17 protein-coding genes and 1 pseudogene are annotated in these 20,164 nt (G+C 60.1%); 7 read left to right on the forward strand and 11 right to left on the reverse strand.

Going from position 1 to position 20,164, the window contains the following annotated elements; genetic code table 11:
- Window positions 1-147 precede the first annotated feature (147 nt).
- Window positions 148-1,395 (forward strand): FAD/NAD(P)-binding protein, encoded by a 1,248-nt coding sequence (locus BDK88_RS18935; RefSeq protein WP_130501704.1) that lies wholly within the window; start codon window positions 148-150, stop codon window positions 1,393-1,395.
- 106 nt (window positions 1,396-1,501) lie between these two features.
- On the opposite strand, the gene BDK88_RS18940 is transcribed toward BDK88_RS18935, so the two are convergent.
- Together BDK88_RS18940 and BDK88_RS18945 are read right to left on the reverse strand one after the other, a co-directional pair.
- Window positions 1,502-1,768, reverse strand: coding sequence for a hypothetical protein (locus BDK88_RS18940; protein WP_130501705.1), 267 nt, complete (start codon window positions 1,766-1,768; stop codon window positions 1,502-1,504).
- Window positions 1,769-1,770: 2 nt separating this feature from the next.
- On the reverse strand, window positions 1,771-3,051 hold the full coding sequence (locus BDK88_RS18945; RefSeq protein WP_130501706.1) for a GTP-binding protein: 1,281 nt from the start codon (window positions 3,049-3,051) through the stop codon (window positions 1,771-1,773).
- A 307-nt stretch (window positions 3,052-3,358) separates the two neighbouring features.
- Between BDK88_RS18945 and tenA the strand changes: the two genes are divergently transcribed.
- The 6 genes from tenA (at window position 3,359) to BDK88_RS18975 (ending at window position 8,688) form a co-directional block, all read left to right on the forward strand.
- Window positions 3,359-4,024, forward strand: coding sequence for a thiaminase II (gene tenA, locus BDK88_RS18950; RefSeq protein ID WP_130501707.1), 666 nt, complete (start codon window positions 3,359-3,361; stop codon window positions 4,022-4,024).
- The gene (locus BDK88_RS18955; protein ID WP_130501708.1) at window positions 4,021-4,785 is read left to right on the forward strand and encodes a TenA family protein; all 765 of its coding nucleotides are present in this window, start codon (window positions 4,021-4,023) and stop codon (window positions 4,783-4,785) included. Before tenA ends, BDK88_RS18955 begins: the two co-directional genes overlap by 4 nt.
- Before the next feature lie 2 nt (window positions 4,786-4,787).
- Complete coding sequence (locus tag BDK88_RS18960) at window positions 4,788-6,320, forward strand: sodium:solute symporter family transporter (protein ID WP_130501709.1); 1,533 nt, start codon at window positions 4,788-4,790, stop codon at window positions 6,318-6,320.
- Window positions 6,320-6,445 carry a hypothetical protein gene (locus tag BDK88_RS22165; protein ID WP_277613490.1) on the forward strand — a complete coding sequence of 42 codons (126 nt, stop codon included), beginning with the start codon at window positions 6,320-6,322 and terminating at the stop codon, window positions 6,443-6,445. The genes BDK88_RS18960 and BDK88_RS22165 overlap by 1 nt, the downstream gene beginning before the upstream one ends.
- 544 nt (window positions 6,446-6,989) lie before the next feature.
- Entirely contained in the window at window positions 6,990-7,442 is a 453-nt protein-coding gene (locus tag BDK88_RS18970; protein WP_130501710.1) for an OsmC family protein, read from the forward strand.
- Between the two features lie 478 nt (window positions 7,443-7,920).
- The gene (locus tag BDK88_RS18975; protein ID WP_277613492.1) at window positions 7,921-8,688 is read left to right on the forward strand and encodes a glycerophosphodiester phosphodiesterase; all 768 of its coding nucleotides are present in this window, start codon (window positions 7,921-7,923) and stop codon (window positions 8,686-8,688) included.
- Between the two features lie 122 nt (window positions 8,689-8,810).
- Here BDK88_RS18975 and BDK88_RS18980 read toward each other — a convergent pair whose 3' ends face one another.
- The 9 genes and pseudogenes from BDK88_RS18980 to BDK88_RS19020 all read right to left on the reverse strand — a co-directional run.
- Window positions 8,811-9,719 carry a CPBP family intramembrane glutamic endopeptidase gene (locus BDK88_RS18980; RefSeq protein WP_165397006.1) on the reverse strand — a complete coding sequence of 303 codons (909 nt, stop codon included), beginning with the start codon at window positions 9,717-9,719 and terminating at the stop codon, window positions 8,811-8,813.
- Window positions 9,720-10,308: 589 nt separating this feature from the next.
- Window positions 10,309-12,816 carry a hydantoinase B/oxoprolinase family protein gene (locus tag BDK88_RS18985; RefSeq protein WP_130501713.1) on the reverse strand — a complete coding sequence of 836 codons (2,508 nt, stop codon included), beginning with the start codon at window positions 12,814-12,816 and terminating at the stop codon, window positions 10,309-10,311.
- 75 nt (window positions 12,817-12,891) lie between these two features.
- Entirely contained in the window at window positions 12,892-13,290 is a 399-nt protein-coding gene (locus BDK88_RS18990) for a hypothetical protein (RefSeq protein WP_130501714.1), read from the reverse strand.
- Window positions 13,287-13,967 carry a helix-turn-helix domain-containing protein gene (locus BDK88_RS18995; RefSeq protein WP_130501715.1) on the reverse strand — a complete coding sequence of 227 codons (681 nt, stop codon included), beginning with the start codon at window positions 13,965-13,967 and terminating at the stop codon, window positions 13,287-13,289. Before BDK88_RS18995 ends, BDK88_RS18990 begins: the two co-directional genes overlap by 4 nt.
- Window positions 13,968-14,196: 229 nt before the next feature.
- The gene (locus BDK88_RS19000; RefSeq protein ID WP_130501716.1) at window positions 14,197-14,619 is read right to left on the reverse strand and encodes a VOC family protein; all 423 of its coding nucleotides are present in this window, start codon (window positions 14,617-14,619) and stop codon (window positions 14,197-14,199) included.
- A 2-nt stretch (window positions 14,620-14,621) separates the two neighbouring features.
- Window positions 14,622-16,199, reverse strand: coding sequence for an AMP-binding protein (locus tag BDK88_RS19005; protein WP_130501717.1), 1,578 nt, complete (start codon window positions 16,197-16,199; stop codon window positions 14,622-14,624).
- A gap of 54 nt (window positions 16,200-16,253) precedes the next feature.
- Entirely contained in the window at window positions 16,254-16,769 is a 516-nt protein-coding gene (locus BDK88_RS19010) for an acetone carboxylase subunit gamma (RefSeq protein WP_130501718.1), read from the reverse strand.
- 16 nt (window positions 16,770-16,785) lie between these two features.
- Complete coding sequence (locus tag BDK88_RS19015; RefSeq protein ID WP_130501719.1) at window positions 16,786-19,308, reverse strand: hydantoinase B/oxoprolinase family protein; 2,523 nt, start codon at window positions 19,306-19,308, stop codon at window positions 16,786-16,788.
- Window positions 19,309-19,446: 138 nt separating this feature from the next.
- Window positions 19,447-20,164, reverse strand: a pseudogene (locus BDK88_RS19020) (hydantoinase/oxoprolinase family protein); the annotation flags it as partial.

Here is a 20,164-nt window from a genome sequence, read left to right on the forward strand (position 1 = left end):
AGGTGTCGTTTCGCTACGGTGAGCGGCCGGTCCTCGAGGACGTCTCGATCGACACCGAACCGGCCGTTCCAGAGCTGTCCTCAAGGCTGACGGCGGCGACGAGCAGCACTGGCACACAGCCACCCAACAATCACCGATCGAAATCCAATGTACGAGTACGTCATCATCGGCGGCGGCGTTCACGGAACCTGTCTCGCAAATCACCTCCTCGATAGCGGCGGCTACACGCACGACGACCTCCGGATCATCGACCCCCACGAGGAGTTGCTCGCATCGTTCGCCACCAAAGCGCGACAGTGTGGCATGCGGACGCTCCGTTCGTCGTTCGTCCACCACATCGATACCGAGCCGTTCTCCCTCGAGACGTTCGCAACGGGACACGACCGCGGGGACGAACTCGTTGCAACGAACGACTACCCGAACCGACCCACCCTCGAACTCTTTCTGGACCATGCCAGATACGTTATCGACCGCCACAATCTCGCGGACTGTCACGTCCGGGGAACAGTGAGTGCGATTACGGATCCGGACGCCAGAGACTCCCTTCGAGTCGAGACGGATGCTGAGGCGTTTGCTACTCGTCGCGTCGGTCTCGCTCTCGGGCTCGGTCCGCAGCCGACGTACCCGGCGTGGACGGCGACGGTGCCAGACACCGCACCCCTCGCCCACGTCTGGGACGACGGATTCGATCCGATGGCGGCGACAGGGGTCGATGGCACGACGATCGTCGTCGGTGGCGGCATCACGGCCGCACAGCTCGCATGCCGCTTCGCGGAGCAGACGCATGTAACACTGCTTTCTCGACACGACTTGGAGACAGCACTCGCGGAAGCCGACCCATACTGGATCAACTGGGGACATATCGAGACCCACCTCCACACGCTCCCAGCCGGGTCTCAGGCGCGACACGACCGAATTCGGACCGTCAGAAACGATGCGACGATCCCACCCTACGTCATGGATCGACTGACCGATGCCCGTGATCGGGGCGACCTCACGATCCGTATCGGCGAGATTGCATGCGCCTACGCCACCGACGATGGCTTGCTCGTCCGGTTCGCTGACGGCGCGTCCACAGCGAACGCACAGGTTCTGCTTGCGACGGGCCTCGAGCCGGCACCCGACCATCCGCTGGTCAGCCAAGCCGCCGAGACGCTCGGTCTCGAGCGCGGTGCAAACGGCTTTCCCGTCCTCAACGATCGGACACTCGCCTGGCGACGTACCGACGGCACCGACTCGAGGATATCTGTCGCGGGGAAACTCGCGGAGACGACGGTCGGACCGCTGGCTCGGAACGTCGTCGGCGCGCGTCGAGTTGCTGAGCGACTCCTCGCGAGTTGTCCAGATTCGCGGAGACAGCGCCGGACCGCAGTTGAACCTGCACACCCAACTTGAGGGGGATGTCCGTGATCCTCGCCCGCTGTGTTCTCTCGGCTGCGCCGATGTCGTAACTGCGATCTTCAGTTGCAACGCGATGAAAAGCGAACCGCGAGAAGCGAGGCTACACCAACGCTTCGGCCTGTTTTCGGAGCGATCGGTGAAGGCTCGAGTCGGCAGCGAGTCGTTCGAGGTCGTCGGTCGCACCACACAGATCGAGTGCAGACAGTGCCTGCCGACGATACGGTCCAGCGAGACCGCTCGTGACTACGATGACGCGAAGTTGCGTCGTCGCACCCGCCATGGCAAGCCCATTGATGGCGGTCTCGCGCGTCTGGCGCGGCACGTTTGCATCGACAGCCGTCTGAAAGAGCGAGCGTGGCGACGGCATCGTTAGCCAGACAGGCCGATCTCTTCGGCTTGATCCTCGCTCGTCTGATCGTCCTGTTCGGTCGTCTCTTCGGCGTTTTCTTCGCCACCAAACGTTGGGAAGCGGTCCTCGAAGGCAGCCCAGTCGGCATCCATCTCCTCGTCGGTCAACGTCGCGTCGTCGAGGTCACTACGGAGGGCATCGTGGTCCATCTCGGTGCCGATGAGAACGAGTTGGGTCCCTCTGTCACCCCACGTCTCGTCCCAGACGTCCGCGAGCTCCGGATTGTCTTCGATGTAGGCCTCGCGCTCTTCAGGTGGAAGGGCTGCAATCCATCTGCCAGCTGGCGTGATTCGGATCGACTGCCCGGCGACGTTCAATCCCAGTGCGATCTCCGCTCGCCCCGCCAGCCAGAAGTGTCCCTTCGACCGGACGACGTTCGGAGGAAGCGAGTCGAGTACCTCTGCGAACCGTTCGGGATGGAAGGGACGCCGCGACGAGTAGACAAACGAGGTGACGCCGTGTTCTTCCTCGGCGGACTCGTGGGGATCTCGCAGCTCCTGCAGCCAGCCGGCCGACTGGCTCGCTTCCTCGAGGTCGAACCGACCTGTATCCAAGACGAGTTCCGGGTCGACGTTCCCGTGTTCGGTCCGGACAATCTCCGCCCGCGGTTGGAGCACCGCGAGCATCTCCTCGATTTCCGCGAGCGTCTCCTCGTCGACGAGATCACACTTGTTCAATAGGAGCACGTCACAGAACTCGATCTGTTCGACGAGCAGGTTCCCGAGGTCCTTCTCGGTATCACCGTCCATAAGCGACTCTTTCGAGTCGAACGTCGTCCAGAACTGGTGGGCGTCGACGACCGTCACCGTCGTGTCGAGCTCGTAGTAGTCCATCACTTCGATGCCGGTCTCCTCGTAGAACGCAGTCGGATCGAGATCCGACTGGTCGAACCCCATCGTGAGCGTCTGGGCGACTGGAAGCGGCTCGGCGACTCCAGTGGATTCGATGACGAGATAGTCGAAGTCGCGTGCCTGTGCGAGCTTTGCGAGTGCGTCGAGCAGGTCACCACGGAGTTCACAGCAGATACAGCCATTTGATAACTCCACCAGTTCCTCGTCGTCCTCCGAGATGTCGGAGTGTTCGGCAACGCGGTCGGCATCAACGTTTACCTCACCCATATCGTTGACGAGCACCGCGATGTCCAGCTCCGTTCGCGTGTTCAGTAGGTTGTTCAACACGGTCGTCTTACCCGCGCCGAGAGTGCCGCTCAGCACGGTGACGGGAATCGTCTCTCGAGCCATCTGTTGTTAACTACTGTGCCCACATTATTTATAATTGGGTGTGGGCTAACTCGAGTTATTAATAGTAGTCAGACGACACCGCAAATACGACTCGCTCAACGGTATCGTCGGCAGCGCAAGTTGAATTCGGACGACTGCTGGGATGCCGATCTCGGCTGCGGTCTGCGCCCCTGTACAAATATCACATTGTTTTCATGTTCCGACGCGGGCAGCCAACCGCCGCAATGACGGGTATCAGTATGTTCAGGCGGACGATAACCGGCCTATATCATGAAGTTATAAGTCGGCAAAGCACCCATGAGCACGTATGAGCGCCACTGACGAACTGTCCACGATCGGGGACCCGATCTGGGAGGCGATCCTCGAGCACCCGATGGTCTCCCAGCTTGGGGAGGGAACACTCGATGAAGCGCCCTTCCGCTATTGGGTCCGTCAGGACTACGTCTACCTGATCGAATACGCCCGCGTGTTCGCCCACGGCGCGGCGATGGCTCCGGACCTCGAGCGGATGGGAACCTTCGCCGAGTTGCTGGATTCAACGATCAACACCGAAATGGACCTGCACCGTGCCTATGCTGAGACTTTCGGGATCAGCGAGGCCGAGCTGGAAGCGATCGAGCCGTCGCCGACGACACAGGGGTACACCGATTTCCTCGTCCGGACTGCGGCGACGGGGACCTTCGGTGACCTCATCGCCGCGCTGCTGCCCTGTATGTGGGGATTCAACGTCACCGGGAAGCGACTAGCAGAGCAGGGCCGGCCCGACCACGCGGGGTACGCCGAGTGGATCGATATGTACGCCGGCGAGGAATTCACGGAACTCACCGAGTGGTGTAAGGACCTGATGGACGACGTGTGGGCCGAATCGACCCCCGACGAACGCGACCGCTATCGCGAACTGTTCCGGACCTCCGCACGCTATGAGTACCGCTTCTGGGACGCCGCCTGGCGACAGGAGGAGTGGTCGATATGAGCGGCGATTCCGTCGCCGACACGTTCGAGGAGTACGCTGCGACCGTCGGATCAGCGTCCGGGAGCACAGGCGGCGACGAACCGCGATTTACCGAGTGGTGTCGAGCGCGTTCTGAGCCCAACTGGACCGGTGCGACCGAACACCGGTTTACCGAGGAACTACACGCCGGGACGATAGACGACGCGGCGTTTCGCCGGTATCTCGTCCAAGACTACGCCTTCCTCGAGACATTAGTCGGGACCTTCGGCCACGCACTCGGCGACGCACCCTCGATGGCCGCCAAGTCCCGGCTCGCGGACTTCCTCGAGACTCTCACCGACGATGAAGACGATTACTTCGAGCGGTCCTTTGACGCACTCGAGGTAGCCGCTGCCGAACGAACCGAACCCACGCTGCAGCCGGTGACGCGAGCGTTACAGGACCTACTCGAGCGTGCCGCGCGGGAGGGTGGCTATGCAGAAACACTCGCAGTTCTCGTCCCGGCCGAGTGGATCTATCGCTCGTGGGCCGGCATGGGGACTGCGCTACCGGATCGGGACTACCTCTCTGAGTGGGTCACCATCCACGATAATCCCGCGTTCGACGAGTTCGTCGCCTGGCTTCGATCGGAACTGGATCGGGAAGGGGCAGCCGCATCGCAACGACGACAGCAGCGACTGGCGCGGCTCTTCGAGCGGACGGTCGAACTGGAAGTCGCCTTCTTCGATGCCGCGTTCGAACCGTCTGACGAGCCGGAAGATACCGTTCCAGATGGTGATTGATAGTGGTACGGACAGCTGTGGCGCTCGGCCTGACCATCGCAGTGCTGGTCGGGTTCACCGCCATCGGACTCTGGTATTCGCGGCGACGGATCGGAACTGTCGAGGATCTAATCACGGCTCGGAACTCGACCGGAACCGGACGGACGACGGCGACGCTCGTCGCCTCCGTAATGGGTGTCTGGATTCTGCTAGCAGCGCCGGAGGCCGGGGCGAGCTTTGGGATCGCCGCCGTCGTCGGCTACGCGATCGGTGAAGCACTTCCGATGCTGGCCTACTCGAGAGTCGGGCCACGCATCCGGGAGGTAATTCCGAACGGCCACTCACTGACGGAGTACGCCCACGCTCGGTACGGCACGGCAATGTACGCGTTCGTCCTGCTGGTGAGCTGTCTCTATATGTTCGTCTTCCTCGCCGCCGAGCTAACCGGGATCGCCGGCGCACTCTCGCTCGTCGCCGGCGTCCCCCAGTGGCAGACTGCCGTCCTCGTCGGCGGATTCGTCCTGTTGTATACAAGCTATGGCGGTCTTCGGGCGTCGATCTTCACTGACTCGATTCAGGCGTTGCTCGTTTTGCCCCTGCTGGTCGTTGCCTTCGCGGGTGCGATCGTCTCACTCGGTGGTGCCGGCGAGATCCATGACGGAATCACGGCTACGAATCCATCACTGCTCGATCCTGGCTTTGTGCCTGGCCTCCAGTTCGGGCTCGCGCTGGCCTTTGCCATTCTCGGAGCCGAGTTGATCAACCAGCTGTGGTGGCAGCGGATCTACGCCGCCGAGGATGGACAGACGGTCGAGCGGGGCTTTCGCAACGCGACCATCGCAAACGGCCTCATCGTTTTCCTCGCGGGCCTCTTTGGCCTCGTTGCGGCTGGCAACGCCGACGTCGTGACTGACGTGACGAGTTCAGCATACAACGCCGACATCGCCTTCTTCGTGCTCTTACAGACCGCCTTCCCCGAGTGGATCGTCCTTGCGGTCGTCCTCCTCGCGCTCTTGCTGGTGATGAGTTCCGTCGACACGCTGTTCAACGCGCTCTCGAGCATCGTCACTGCGGATTTGCCCCGGCTGCTGTCCGACCCGGACGACCGGTCGCTCAAACTCGGTGCGCGCCTGTTGACTATCGTCGTCGCCGTCAGCGCGATCTACGTCAGCCTCCGTGCCCGGAGCGTCCTCCGACTGTTCTTCCTCGCCGATCTGCTCGGCGCGGCGGTCGCGTTTCCGCTTCTGTATGGCCTTTACTCGGAGCGGCTCACCGGTGCGGGCGCACTCGCCAGTAGCGTTCTTGGACTTGCGGTCGGGCTCGCGTACTTCCCCGACTTCGCTGGCCTCTTGCGGTCGATTCCGATTCTCGGTGGCATCCTTCCGGCTGCGGATCCGCTCTACTTGACGGCCTTCGGTGGTGCCTTTCTCGTCTCGACCGTCGGAACGCTGATTGCGGCACAGCTCTTTGCTGGCGAGTACGACCACGGCGAGCTCACAACCGAAATCCAGCAACTCGACGAGCCGGCGACCGACGGCGGGGAGGTGCGCGACTGATGGCCGTCATCGGATCGACGCTGTTTGCTGTGTTGTTGTGGGGCACACTACTCGGCGTCGCGATCATATTCGTCTACGAACTGTATGCCATCGCCGCCGATGCTGGCTGGCTCGAGAGCATCTAAAACCGGTTCTATCGTCGCTCTGTCGACTCGTTCCCTCGCTGAGAACAGGAATGAAGCTCTCAGTATTCAAGTAATTCCGGGCGTGGAGCCAACAGTTCTATGTGTGATATCGCCGCCAGTGGTAACATGGCACATGCGCCAGAGAAACCGGTACAATACGTCTGCGAGAACTGTCAAATAACCCATGCAGGCACGCCGATCCATGAATCCGGAGGCGAGCATACGTTCGAGCCACCGGATTCGTGTGGCGCGTGTGAAGAGTCCTCATTTATCAAACTCACTAACTGGGTACACCACCACAAGTAACATCGTCTTCACACCGTTTGACTCCGCTAGCGTCACGTCCGCGAAGCCGTCACGTTGCCGACTCACTCATATCGAAATACTTGCCTGAAGAGATGACTTCCTTCAAGATCTCAATCCACGGCGAACGAGAGTTCTGAGGGCGCTCGACTGGAACGGCGCGGAATGCGGACGTCACAGAGGGCGGCGTATCTGCCCCCGGTCGTTCACTTGATGAGCTGCCGTCTCGTCAAACGAAACGATGAGCGAGGCAGATCATATCCAACGATTCGCGATTTCAGCAGAAAGCGAGAGCGAGACGAAGACGGTCGTCGAGGCGCGGGACTTCGAATTCGTCATTGATGAGCCTACAGCACTCGGCGGCACCAATGACGGCCCCAACCCAGTTGAGTACCTCATCGGCGCGTGGGCTGGCTGCCTCAACGTCGTCGTCCATACCGTCGGCGAAGAGCGGGGGATCGACCTCGAGAATGTCGAAATCGAGATTCAGGGCGATCTCGACCCGCGGAAATTCCTCGGTGCGGCCGACGACGTTCGCGCGGGCTATCAGGAACTTGGCGTGACGATCCACGTCGAGTCCGCTGCTGACCAAGAAACCCTGGATGCGCTGAGCGAGGCGGTCGAGGAGCGCTGCCCCGTTGGCGACAACATCGGGAATCCAACGCCAACGGACGTGACTATTGAAGCAAACTGATCGATCGGAGCAGGAGTTTTCCAGCATCCCCATGCTGCGCGTAGCCTTGGACAGGACGCTGGAGGTCGAGCTGCCCGTTGGACCGATCGCTCGAGACGGTGCCATCTTGGTCTCCGCTCAGCCCTGCAAGCCACAGCTCGATCGTACTAGACACCTCGCCATACACGAATCTGAATCTGCGAGTGCTTCGAGGAGTCACAAAGTCGGTGATCGGTGGACGCTGGCGGCACCGTTATGACCAGTGTCGCTCTCCAACTCTCGTTCTTGTTCACGTTCGGTGTTCTCAAATAGTATTACTAATACTATATTGTGAACTTGTAGATCTAGATGGTTAATTATAGAGACATAGATATCATATAAAGCGTCATAAGCGTGGTCGATGCCGGCTTACTCGATGTCACGAGATCACACCCGCATTATGGACCGTGTATCACGACGGAGCGTCGTCAAAGCGACTGGTACGGCACTCGGTGTCTCGATGGTGAGTAGTACCGGAACAGCGCACGGGAGCCCAAGCCAAGATCCGCGAGAGAAACCCCATATAACGGCACACCGCGGGTTCAGAGACGTGTTCCCCCAAAATACGATCGCGGCCATGGAGGGCTCGTCGCGGCTCGGGGCTGATCGAATCGAGATCGACGTCGAGGCGACGAGCGACGGGGAGATCGTCGTCTTTCACGACGCAGCACTCGATGCCCTCACGGATAAAGACGGGCTCGTCAGTGAAACCCCATCCGAAACAGTGTTGAAAGCAGACGTACTCGAGTCCGGGGAGACGATCCCAACCCTCGCCGAAACGCTCGATGCAGTCAAGCCGAGCGTTACGATGAACATCGAATTCAAGGATTCAGGGCCTCTCTCTTGGGATGAGTTTGCCGAGCGCGCGTTGGATATTGCGTCACAGTATCCAGGAGAGTACTACGTGTCCTCGTTCGACCCAGATGCGCTTCGAGCCGTTCGAGACGCCGATCCACGCGTGGCCGTGGCCCCGATTTTCGGGGAGAACAAAACCGAGAATTTGGAGCTTGCTCGTGAACTCGACGCCGAAGCGGTCAATCCATCAACTGGCGTCCTCGACCGCGACCTCGTGGAAACTGTACATGGAGAAGAACGGGACGTGAACGTCTGGACGATCGATAGCTGGCGGGAGGCACGAGCCCCGCTCGAGTTGAACGTCGACGGGCTGATTGCAGACGTCCCCAACATGGCGGCCTTCGCGACTAGTGAGACGCGTCGTGACCGCTAGAGTGGAGATGCTACCATACTCTGACCGCGAAGTCGTTTAAATCAACGACTGCAAACATCACTCGCGTCTCTTCTCTGTGACTATTTACGATAGCGAAACAGCGAGATTGAAAATACGGCCGCTCAGCGCCCCCATGGTGAGATGGGGCCACCGGTGATAATCGGCTCGTCAGCGAGATAGCGATCGTGGACGACACAGGCGCTCGTCGCGAGGATTGCAGCTCCGATCCCGGCGATACCGACAGGGGCGATCACGAGGTTCGTAGCACCAGTGAGATAGACTAACGAGAACCAGCCGACCGCGTTGAAAGTCCCGTGAAAGAATGTGGCGGCGAGGACGGATTGCGCCCGCACGGTCAGATAGGTGAACACTGGCGACGCGGCGACGGTCCAGACGGACATCGTGATCACGCCGACCACCGGTGCGTCCGGAAAGTTGTGGCCTTGCAGGATTATCGGTGCATGCCAGATACCCCAGACGACGCCCGTGATACCCGAAACCCGCCAGAATCCCAGCGGCGAGAGTTCTGCCAACAGCAAGCCGCGCCACCCGAGTTCCTCACCCAGCGCTGCGAGGGCGTTGATCGTTAGCCCCGCAACGAGTCCCTGTACGACGAACAGAACGATCGGTGGAACCGGGGCCTCGTCGAGAACGGCAAGGGACTCTGCAATCTGGTCCTCCGACAATCCCTGTTCGGCGAGGAACGCGCCGTAGTCCGTGGTGAATTCGACGCTCGGCAGTCCCAGGCCGATTCCAACGGTCACGGCCAAGAGAGCGATCGGAGCCAGCCACGCGATGGCGATCCAGCGGAGTCGCCCGTGGACTGAACCGGTGTCCCTTCGGATCGGGTCGCCATATCTGAGTTGGACCCCGATGGCGGCGATTGCAGGTGCCCACATGAAGAATACGACAACGAGTATCGTGCTTGTGATTCCGCCATACTCAATACCGGAAACGTACAGCAGCGCGGCGGCAGTCCACGAGATACCGAACGCGAGGACGAGAAACGCGCTCACTTTTCGCGTATTCACTGCGGAATCACTCGGTCTCGACTCAGCTATTCCGCGCGAGTTCATGATACACGATGTGTCGTAGACATCCTAAGAGTGTGTTACAGTTACGTGCATATATTATATTCTAGTGAAAAACGACGTAGCTATAGTGACAACTGGAACGAAAGGCACGCTCATCGCATAGCCGTCGTGCGATCAGGTTGCAGTGACGTTCAGTAGCCAAAGATAAGAGAGTGCACGCACCGTGGAGTCAAACACTGGCTCGCATCAGAGATGAGTGGACGAGCAATTACGTTTCGAGACGGTGATGCAGGCATGTTCCTGCCACGGAACCTTTTGCGAGTCTTCCTATCTTCCGCATGGCCCCAACTACCCACAACTCCTGCACTTCATGACCAGACGTGCCGACGGGGCCACTGAACGCGACCCCACCGGGTCGTATTGTTTTATACTACTACCATAGTTAGGATGGCCCTTGTCCTCGCCGACCGTATTTTACCGCGAATCGTGATTCCATACCCTCCGCCCGAACGGAGGGTCGGGATACGTTCACAGATCTCGGACGCAGCACGCAGCAACACCACAGTTGGCAGCCGTCGCGTTCACGTTAGTCATCATCAGCCGCTCGTTCCCGGTCACCAAACGTCGATTTCGGACCAGGGAGGTCCCGAATAGAGCGGTCAGTCCACGTGTATGGGACGTACGGTTCGTCACCAACGTCGAGCCACGTTTTGTGTCCCCGTGTGGGGCTATCCCACATCGGACGGAGTCCGGAGTCGAAACGATTGTCGAGTGATTGTTGTGCCTTCTCGCTGAGGTCGAACTCGAATTCGTCCGGTAGCTCCCAGAAATCACGGAAAAAGGTGGCGAACTGCGTACTCATCCGCATGCTACTCTCGTAGGTCTTTTTTACGTCGTCGATGAGGTCATCCTCGTTGCGAATTCGCTCACGTTCTTGTGCATACCATTCTGAGACCGGCTGTGCCTTCTCGGTTCGCTCTGCGCGCCGCTCTCGACGGCGCTTTTCGGTCGCTTCCGCGTCGAGTTCCCACTCGCCCTGCACGGCGGAGTTATGCATTGCTTCGTCGTCGACCTTCTCGACAATGACGCCGTAGGCGTCTTCTGCATGGCGGGGCAGGACGTAGCCATCGTGGATGTCCGCGAGGACGTCCTCGGGGTCGCGCTCGAGGGGATCACCGAGCCCCGAGCCCCCACGGAGATAGTTCAGATACATGTCGTAGTCGTCGAACTCTTTGGGCGTGCTGATCCCCTCCGGGCGGCGGGTAATCTCGCCGTCGATCTTGGATTCGAAGTCACCGCTTTCGGGGTCAAGATCGTGCTGTGGGTAGTCGTCTTGGTTCTCGAAGCGTTCCTCGAGATCCGTGTTTCTAGCGTTGAGGATATACCCTGACGCAGCAGGATAGCCACCGAAGAGGCCGCCGTCGCTGGTCATGTAGCCGTTGCCCATCTCGTAGAGCAACCATCTGCTGACGTCTTTGACCGTTCGCATGGACTCGAAGCCGGCACCGCCTGCCCGGCGGCCTACACCGCCCGTATTCGGTTTGACAGACCGTCCAAGGAACGGAAGCGGTTCGACTGTTTCCCACGCTTCGGCGTCACCCATATCTCCTTCCGGGTTCCAGACCGCCGAGGCATGTGGTTCACCGTCCTCGACGTAGCGGGCACCGACACCCTCACAGGCCGACTCGAAGGAGTTGACGGCATGCAGTTTGTCGAACTGGTCGATACCACCACCCTGCAGCCAGTTCGACGTGTTTGCGTTTCCGGCGTTGATTTCTTCCCAGAAGCCGCGGGCGAAGTACCCTCGTGAGAGGTGTTGCCAGAGCGGTGCCCACGCCGACACGAGGAAGTGCCAGGCGTAGGCGTGGGCTGTCTCCGTGTTCTGGGTGTTGGCCCACGAGCCAACCGGCAGGTGGAAATCACAGGCGTAGTAAGCGCCGTCATTGACCAGTTCGTTTGGAATGACCGTCTGAGTGAGCATCACCCAGATGCCGCCCTGTATCGCAGCCGGCGTACAATTGAATGGGTGCCAGCCCCACTTGTTCGCGCCCTCGAAGGAGACCTGAAACGTCCCGTCTTCTCGGACGTGGAGTTCCGACGGAGCGTGCATGATATGATTTTCTTGGGCATACTCGCGAGTGACGTTTTCCTGACCCTCGTAGAGGGCGTCGACGAACGAAGCACCGCGATAGGTGCCGGGAAGCATCGTTTTCTTAATCCGGTTTCGGAAGCCTCGACGACCGTCCTCGACGGCTTCACGGGAGAGTTGCTTGAACGTCTCGACCCCGTGTTCGGCTATCATCTCCTTGACCGAATGGCGAATCATCAGACAGCCAGTCATCCGCGTCCGCTCGTCGAGTTTGAGGAAATCCGGTGTCCGTGTCTTGGCAGGGTATTCCTTCTTCCAGGAGTTGTAGAGTTCGAAGTTTTCGCCGATCTTGCGGGCCGTGTAGTAGGCACCGTCGCCAAAGCGCGACGCCTGCGAGACGTTCATACTTCCTGGGCCGATCGCACCGGTATCGATGACGTGATTGACGCCGCCGACCCAGGCGATGAGTTCTCCCGCGTGGAAGATGGGAATAATTGTCATGAGGTCACACGGATGCACGTCGCCAACGTGGGGATCGTTGTTGACAAAGATGTCACCCGGCTCGATACCGGGGCTCTCCTCGTAGTCGTGGTTGATCATGAACTTGATCGCCTCGCTCATCGTGTGGACGTGGACGATGATCCCCGTCGAGACGGCGATCGAATCCCCTTCAGGAGTAAAGAGGCCGTAGCACAGCTCACCCTCCTGCTCGACGATCGGCGTCGCAGACACCTCCTTCGACGTCTCACGTGCCGTCACGAGGTCGCCACGAAGCCGCGCGTACAGCTGTTCGTATCGGATCGGATCCTCGTTTTTCAACGTGAGCTCCGACAGGCCACAGTAGTGACCCGTCGCTTCCGTTTTGTCCTCGAGTTCGGCCAACTGCTCGCGGAGCGTTCGGCCGTTCCAGCCGATCCCTTCGCCGCGTTTTCGCTTTTCCCAAACCGTTTCTTTTTCACGCTGTGCTTCAGTACGCCGTTCGTCGGTTCGATCGGATGGACTCATGAATCGCTATGTGATGTGGAGGTTCGACAGACGGGTGTTCGGAAGGCAACTCGGATTCGCGGCGGTCTCGTACAGTCAGTCACCATACTCGAGTTCCTCCAGAATGATCGCGTGTTCGCCGACGATGAAATCGCCCGAGATGTCGTTGTGGAGCAAAATCGATTGCGTCAGATCGTCGATCCGCGCCTTGCCAGTCAGCGTTCGGTCGGAGATGCCGATACAGATTCGATTCGCGTCGAATTCGGTCGCGAACTCGACGAGCGTGGATACGTCGTATCCTTCAGGAAGCGGGGTGATCGTATAGTCTACCCCATAGTTGATCATGGGGTTTACTTCCTGAATGAGTGGACCGAGACACTGTACAGTCGGCAGTCTGAGAAAGTAAACTCGTTCACCGTCATCGACGACCGATCCGAGGATCTCTCGGACGGATGCGTGATGGTCAACCGACTTGATGATGATGATCGTCGTCATTCTTGGGGACCAAAGAGCAGTGCACAGAAGTTGTGCTCAACGCGGCGAAGGCGCGCAGAAAGTGTCGATCGACTGATGTCTAATTCGCTCGCGATCTCCTCAGCTGTCACCTCCTGTGGGACCTTGAAATAACCCATCTGGTAAGCCGTCTCCAGTACCTCCAACTGTTCTTCCGACAACTTCCCGGTCATGCTCTGCTTGATTTTGTTGCCCCCGAGCGGAAAGCCGATGTTCTCAGTCTGGGTCGTGCCGAGCAACTCGAGCGACCCGTGTTCCGTTTCGATCGCGTCGGCGACCTCCTTGAGATGGTTCCAATCGCGAACGGACGCCATCACCTCGAGATGAGCGTTCTTTCCGACGATTCGGTGTGGGATCGCCTGGGTTTCGGTCAACAGCGACAGAACGGAGGCGTCGGAGAGGTGTGCCATCACACCGAAGTAGTAGATATGATGGTTCAGTTCCGCTTGCGTGACGTCGACCACCTCTATGTTTGACAATTCATCCGACAATCGGCCTACTGTGATTTCAGAATCAAATTGAACTGATAAGAAAAGAAATACCTTATCCCCCGAGACCGGTAGCGCATTGTCGATTTCGACGCTCACGACTGGCTCGTCGATATCGAACAGGTGTGACGAGATCCCCGCCAATTCGATCTGGAATTCGATTCGAAGCATCCCTTTATCGTATTCTCTCGCCGTCTCTCGCCTCGAAAGCAGTTATTCGCATTCCCCCTAGCGACGGACCGTCACGAATCCATGCAGGCATTGATTAGCGTTTGCTGAGAATTGTCAATTAGTATATCAGTACGACCTTCAACAGGGATGGTATTGTTGGCAATTGCCACGGCTGTGGGTGCCATATGTGGGCCTCTCATAAAAACCCATACCATTTCAACAATTCCAATCAGCGTATTGTCAAGTCTCCTTCACGCTCGACGAGTTCTACCCGAACCCCATTGGCAGCTCGCCGCTCGAGAAACGCGACGGACGCGTCGCCGGCACCCTGACGCGGCGTTTCGTCTGCGAGGGCCACGCCAGCACGCTGGAGTTCTCCGAGTCGTTGTTCGATATCGTCGACACGAAAGGCGATATGATGTAGCATCGCCGTCTGGTCTGCCCCCTCGAGAGCGGCTGCGAGGGCAGTGGTCGGGTCGACCGGTTCGACGAGTTCGACCAGACTCTCGCCGACCCGGATGAAAGCGATCGCAACGCCGAACGATGGCACCCGTTCGATAGCTCCGACCTCGAGACCAAGCTGTTCGAACAGCGTTCGGTTCCGTTCGATGTCGTCGACGAGGATGCCGAGGTGATCGATCTTGGAAACCATCGTTAGCTGATCTCCCGTGATTGGTCGTCCCAGTAGGGCTCGCGGAGTCGTTTCTTGTCGAGTTTGCCGTACGGCGTCGTCGGAAGCTCGTCGACGACGTCGAACGATTTCGGGCGTTCGTAGTCGGCGAGCCGATCGGCACAGAACGACTCGAGATCGGCCCGGTCGATCGTGGTGTCAGCCGGGACGATGACGGCTTTGACCGCCTCGCCCCACTCGTCGTCCGGGACGCCGATGACGGCGACGTTCGCAACATCCTTGTGTTGCTGGATGACGTCCTCGACGGTGACCGAGTAGACGTTCATCCCACCGCTGATGATGACGTCGGAGTCGCGGTCGACGATATAGACGTAGCCCTCCTCGTCTCGCTTGCCAATGTCGCCGGTGTGTATCCAGCCGTCCTCGATCGTCTCGGCGGTCTTCTCTGGCAGTTCGTAGTAGCCCTCCATGGAGTAGGCTCCACGGGCGAGGATCTCTCCCGGCTGACCAGGTGGGACTTCCTCGCCGTCCTCGTCGACGATTTTCACCTCGCACATCGCGGTCGGGAGCCCACACGAGGAGAGCCGTCGTTCGTCGTCGGGGTCGTGTGCTGCCTTCGGCAGGACGGTGATGAGGTCCGGCGTCTCGTACTGGCCGTATAGTTGCACGAAGACGTCGCCGAGTTCGTCGAGCCCCTCGCGTAGCCGCGCCGGTTTCATCGGGGCCGCCCCGTAGACGAGCGTCTCGAGCGACGCGGTGTCGTACTCGCGGTCTACGAGCACGTCGAGGACGCGGTAGATCATCGTCGGAACCATGAACGTCCACGAGATGGCCTCCCGTTCGATCGTATCGAGGGCCTGTTCGGCGTCGAATCCCTGCGTGATGACGTGAGAGCTCCCCTGTGTCAAGCCACCAGCCATGATGAGGCCAGCCGAGTGGGGCAGCGGCGTCATCAACAGGAGGTCGTCTCGCGGCTGGATGTCGAGTTCGATCGCGTGTGCCAGCGCGTTCAACGCGAGGTTCTCCTGGGTGTGTTTCACCCCCTTTGGATCGCCTGTCGTTCCACCCGTGTGAAAGACCCCGGCCAAGGTGTCCGTCGACACGTCGACATCCGGCGGTTCCGGGGCCGCCGTCTCGAGGAGGTCCTCGAGTTGTGCGACGTGATGGTCGTCTCCAATGGCAGGCAAGGCCGCGGTGTCGATGGTGACGATCAGGTCCAGCGACGGCACGTTCGGGGCGACTGTTTGGATCGTCTCGCTGAACGCCGGGCCGACGATGACGGCGCTGGCGTCGCTGTTGTCGAGCATGTACTCGATGTCGTCGGCCGACAGCATGTCGTTTAGCGGTACCTTCGCGAGCCCTGCGCGAGCGAGTGCGATATCCGCGATGGGGTACTCGAGGCGATTCGAGAGCAAGAGCCCGACCCGGTCCTCCGGTTCGAGGCCGAGATCGACGAGCGCGTTGGCAAGCCGCGCCGAACGGTCGTCGAGGGCCCCATAGGTAAGCGTCTCACCCCCGAACGAGATGGCCGGTGCCGTCTCGTACCGCTTGAGTACCGAGTCATAGAGCTGTGTGAGCGTTGGTGTGCTTTTATCTAGCATAATCTGTCACGTGATGATCGGATCGCACAGAACGGAAAGGAATCGCTCAGAAGGTTACGCCGACTCAGGCTCCGCCGTCGGAATCGGCTCCTCGATCCACTCGCTGTAGAACGTCTCGATGTCGGGCTCGAATTCGTGGATGAGCGGGTAGCCCGGCATGACGTTCGTCACCTCGAGCAGCGTGTTACAGCCCGGACAGAAGAACTCCCGCAGCTCCATGTAATCGGGATGCGGGTGCATGTCTTCGGGATAGATCTCGAGGTATTCCTCCTCGGAGTCGCGGACGTTGATCAGCGCATCCATCTTCCAGTTCTCGTCGTGTTCACAGAACTCGTGGCCGCAGTCGCACTTGATGACCCAGCGGCCGTCCGGTTTCGCGACCACGTACAGGTGGTCCGCGTAGGGGATGATGATCGGGTCGTCCCAGTCGACCCGTTCCTGTAAGACATCACGGACCTGCTGGAAGCGGTCCGCGTCCTTGAAGTCGCTCATCATGTCGTGCAGCTGATTCCACTCTAAGTTGTCGTCGACCAAGTCCTCGATGTGTTCGCGTGGGTAGGATTCTGGCATTGGTAGTCACCTCGTATTAGTCGTCGTCCGTTGCTGGTTCCGCAGTCATGTCACTGAACGATGCATCGGGTGTCGGCAGGTCCTGAATCGTCCGGTCGGCCGTCCAGGTGTAGGGCACTTCCGGTTCATCGTCGCGGCCGACGCCGAGCCACGTCTCATGGCCCTTCGTCGGGTTGTCCCACTTCTGTTTGAGACCGGTCTTGAATCGGTTCTCGAGGGATTTCTCCGCCTTCTCGCTCAGCGCGAATTCGAAGTCCTCGGGCAGGTCCCAGAACTCGTGGTAGAACTCGGCGAACTGCTTGCTCATCCGCATGCTGCTCTCGTAGGTCTTCTTGACGTCGTCGATGAGGTCCTTCTCAGTGCGGATTCGCTCGCGTTGCTCCTCGTACCACTCCGTGACTGGCTTGGCCGTCTCGGCGCGTTCTTGCATCCGCTCTTCACGCAGTTCCTCGGTCGCCTCCGCATCGAGTTCCCACTCGCCCTGAACGGCGGAGTTGTGCTTTGCCTCGTCGTTGACTTTCTCGACGACGACGGCGTAGGCGTCCTTGGCGTGGCGTGGGAGCACGTAGCCGTCGTGGATGTCCGCAACGACGTCCTCGGGATCGCGCTCGAGGGGATCGCCCAGTCCCGAGCCACCGCGGAGGTAGTTCAGGTACATGTCGTAGTCGTCGAACTCCTTGGGCGTGCTGATCCCCTCCGGCCGGCGGGTGATGTCGCCGTTGATCTTCGACTCGAAGTCGCCGCTTTCGGGATCGAGGTCGTGCTGTGGGTAGTCGTCCTGGTTCTCGAAGCGCTCCTCGAGATCGGTGTTCTGGGCATTGAGGATGTAGCCCGACGCAGCGGGGTAGCCACCGAAGAGGCCGCCGTCGCTGGTCATGTAGCCGTTGCCCATCTCGTAGAGCAACCACCTGCTGACGTCTTTGACCGTCCGCATGGATTCGAAGCCGGCACCACCTGCACGACGACCCGCGCCGCCAGTGTTGGGCTTGACGGCCCGTCCGAGGAACGGCAGCGGCTCGGTCATCTCCCAAACCTCGGCGTCGCCCATGTCGCCTTCGGGGTTCCAGATGGCCGCGGCGTGGGGCTCGCCGTCTTCGACGTATCGAGCGCCGACACCCTCGCAGGCCGACTCGAAGGAGTTGACGGCGTGCAGTTTGTCGAACTGGTCGATCCCGCCGCCCTGCAGCCAGTTCGAGGTGTTGGCGTTCCCGGCGTTGATCTCTTCCCAGAACCCTCTCGAGTAGTAGCCCCGCGAGAGGTGTTGCCAGAGTGGGGCCCACGCCGACACGAGGAAGTGCCAGGCGTAGGCGTGGGCCGTCTCCGTGTTCTGGGTGTTAGCCCACGAGCCGACCGGCAGGTGGAAGTCACAGCTGTAGTACGCGCCGTCGTTGACGTTCGAGTTCGGGATCACCGTCTGGGTGAGCATCACCCAGATGCCGCCCTGAATTGCCGCAGGCGTGCAGTTGTACGGATGCCAGCCCCACTTGTTCGCGCCCTCGAAGGACACCTGAAACGAGCCGTCTTCCCGGACGTGCAGTTCCGAGGGGGCGTGCATGAGGTGGTTTTCGTTCGCGTACGCACGGGTCAGGTTCTCCTGGCCCTCGTAGAGGGCGTCAACGAACGAGGCACCGCGATAGGTACCGGGAAGCATCGTTTTCTTGATGCGGTTCCGGAAGCCCCGGCGGCCGTCCTCGATTGCTTCCCGCGAGAGCTGTTTGAACTGCTCGACGCCGTACTCGTTGATGATGTCTTTGACCGCATCGCGGATCATCAGACAGCCAGTCATCCGCGTCCGCTCGTCGAGTTTCAGGAAGTCAGGCGTTCGCGTCTTGTCCGGGTAATCTTTCTTCCAGGAGTTGAACAGTTTGAGATCCTCGCCGACCTTGCGGGCCGTGTAGTAGGCACCGTCACCGAAGCGCGAGGCCTGCGAGACGTTCATGCTCCCCGGGCCGATCGCGCCGGTGTCGATGACGTGATTGACGCCGCCGGCCCAGGCGACGAGCTCCCCGTCGTGGAAGATGGGGATGAGCGTCATGATGTCGCACGCGTGGACGTCACCGACGTGGGTGTCGTTGTTCACGAAGATATCGCCGGGCTCGATGCCGGGACTTTCCTCGTAATCGTGGTTGATCATGTACTTGATCGCCTCGCTCATCGTGTGGATATGCACGATGATCCCCGTCGAGACGGCGATCGAGTCGCCCTCCGGGGTGAAGAGGCCGTAGCAGAGTTCACCCTCCTGCTCGACGATCGGCGTCGCCGCGACCTCCTTCGAGGTTTCACGGGCGTTCACGAGGTCGCCACGGAGCTGGGCGAACATCTGCTCGTACTCGATCGGGTTGTCCTGTTTCAGCTCGAGCTTCTCGAAGCCGGCGTAGTGGCCCGTCCCTTCAGTCTTCTCCTCGAGGGCTTCGAACTGCTCGCGAAGCGTCTGGCCATCCCAGCCGATGCCGACACCCTCCTGTTGTTGTTCTCGAACCGTTTCCTTCTCGCGTCGCATCCGGGGGAAGCTTTCCCCCTCGTCTGGTTCCGTGCTCATGGTGTATTGGATTCGTCACATCTGTTCAGAGCCAGATGCGGGCTCGTACAGTGCACCTGCCACACCGGTCGACCGACCGCGAAAGCGGCGGTCACGGAGACGGGCAGATGCATCTCCGTACGAAAGCGGTTTGCCGCGCTATTCGGTCGTGGTGAGGTGGTGGACACGGTGTTCGTCTAACCGGGTCTCACAATCCGGTGGCAACGCGTAGGTTGTGGCAGCGCCCTCGAGGATCGCTGGGCCGCTGAGTTCGTTGCCGGGCTGGAGCGCGTGGAGGTCGTAGATCTCCGTGTCTAGCCACTCGCCGTCCCAGTAGGCCTCTCGGGTATCTTTGTAGGCGTCTGCAGGCGGCTCCGGTCCCTGGAGCTCCTCTGTGGGGATCTCTGGCTTGACGACGTCCCGGACACCGCGAACGGACGCTTGCGTGACGGTGTGTCCGAGTTCCGGCGACCGTGCCTCTTCGGAGTACTGCCGGCGGTATCCCTCTTCGAACGTGTCCAGCAGTTGCTCGAGTTTCTCCGGCGAGTCGACGCGCCCGACCGGGGACTCGATGTCGATACTGTTGAGCTGGCCCTGGTACTGGCCGAGGATGTTGTACTGGAACTCGATCTCGTCGCGGCCGATATTGCTGTTCTCGAACTCGTTTTCGACCTTCTGCTCGAGGTTCGTCCAGACCTCCGTCAGCGCCTCGCCCGCGGTCGCCGCTGCCTCCTCCATCGAGAGGTCCGGATCGATGTCGATACTGGTCGTCTGGTCGTAGCGGTATTCGTAATCCGCTGCGCCACAGCCAAACGCCGAGAACCCGGCTGCCCACTCGGGAATGAGTACCTCGTCGAAGCCGAGGTCTTTGGTGTAT

This window comes from Natrinema hispanicum, assembly GCF_004217335.1.
Taxonomy (GTDB): Archaea; Halobacteriota; Halobacteria; order Halobacteriales; family Natrialbaceae; genus Natrinema; species Natrinema hispanicum.